The organism is Phosphitispora fastidiosa (assembly GCF_019008365.1).
Lineage (GTDB): Bacteria > Bacillota > Thermincolia > Thermincolales > UBA2595 > Phosphitispora > Phosphitispora fastidiosa.
On the sequence record NZ_JAHHUL010000050.1, the window covers coordinates 1 to 1,471 of the forward strand.

Annotated in this window: 1 protein-coding gene; it reads left to right on the top strand. The window is 42.8% G+C overall.

What is annotated here, in order from left to right; all coding sequences use genetic code 11:
* Positions 1–67 precede the first annotated feature (67 nt).
* A protein-coding gene (locus Ga0451573_RS18865; protein WP_231685744.1) for an IS3 family transposase occupies positions 68–1,239 on the top strand; the annotation gives its coding sequence in 2 pieces (ribosomal slippage) (positions 68–314 and positions 314–1,239; 1,173 coding nt in all).
* The last annotated feature ends 232 nt before the right edge of the window (positions 1,240–1,471 follow it).

Below are 1,471 nucleotides of genomic sequence, written 5' to 3' on the forward strand. Positions count from 1 at the left end.
TGACCCATACTCGATTTGCCGGACACAGCTTAGTTAGGATAAAATATAGCTGTGGGGAGGCAATGACATGAAAAATAATGGAAAACGTTACACTGCAGAATTTAAGGCTGATATTATCCGGCTTATTCGGGAAGAAAACCGGCCTGTATCAAGTATTGTCAAGGATTTCGGAGTTAATGATCAAACCATAAGGAATTGGCTTAAAGAGACTAAGGACAAACATGATCCTGATAAGGTCAGGATAGCGGAATTGGAAGCAGAACTCAGGGAATCTAAAAAGAAAATAGCAGACCAGGAGCTAACAATAGACATATTAAAAAAGGCTACGGCCATCTTCGCGCAGAACAACCGGAAGTGATTTTTCAACTCATTAAGAATGAAAACAGCTCCAACTACCCGGTTGAGAAGATGTGCCAGGTTCTTATGATATCGCGGAGCAGCTATTATGATTGGGATAGACGTGGACCAAGCGAGCGGCAAAAGCAAAATGAGAAAATCCTTGAAATTATGAAAAACAGCCATGTTAAGGCTCAAGGTATGATAGGCCTTGATAAACTATGGGCTGATGTAAGGGATGCAGGGTTCCAGTGTGGACGTAACAGAGTTTATAACCTGCAGAAGGAGCACCAACTTTATAGTGTAAGAAAGAAACCCTTCAGAGTAGTGTGCATAACTAATTCCAATCACAATCTGCCAAAAGCCCCGAACCTTCTTAATCAAGATTTTCATACAGACAAGCCAAATGCTGTTTGGGTAACAGATATTACGGAGTTTAAAGTAATAAGCGGGAAGTTATATTTGGCAACAATCAAGGATATTTTCCACAAAGAAATCGTAGGCTGGGCCCTGGCAGACCACATGAGAACAGAGCTTTGCCTTGAAGCCTTAAAGAATGCGGTAATGCGGCACAGGCCACCGAAGGGATTAATACATCATTCGGATCAAGGGAGTCAATATTGCAGTGACGCTTACATAAAAGAGCTTAAAAAGCATGGAATGATTCGAAGCATGAGCCGAAGAGGAAATTGCTGGGATAATGCTTGCGCAGAGACCTTTTTTAGTACCATCAAGTCAGAACGGTTACATCACAGGACATACAAGAACATTGATGTAGCACGAAAAGATATTTTCTGGTATATAGAATGCTTTTACAACAGGCAGCGGAGACATGCTGCAATTGGTAATATGACGCCAGTGGCATTTTTGAATCAGTATTACGATACCCTCAAGGCTGCTTAGAAACCTTCATCGGGGGGCTGTAAAGGGCGCAGCGAAGCGGAGTTCATCGAAGGCGCAGCCTGAGACCCTTTACTGCCAGCACCTCAGTAAAGACCCTTGAGGCGGGCTGGCGATGCCGGTTTTTGGCATCGACGGCTTAAATATAAAAATGGGAAGTCCTAAATTCGAAGCAATTGTGAGATATTAGGAGCAATCCTAACTCTAGAGTGTCCAGTTTATCAAGAAAGGGTCA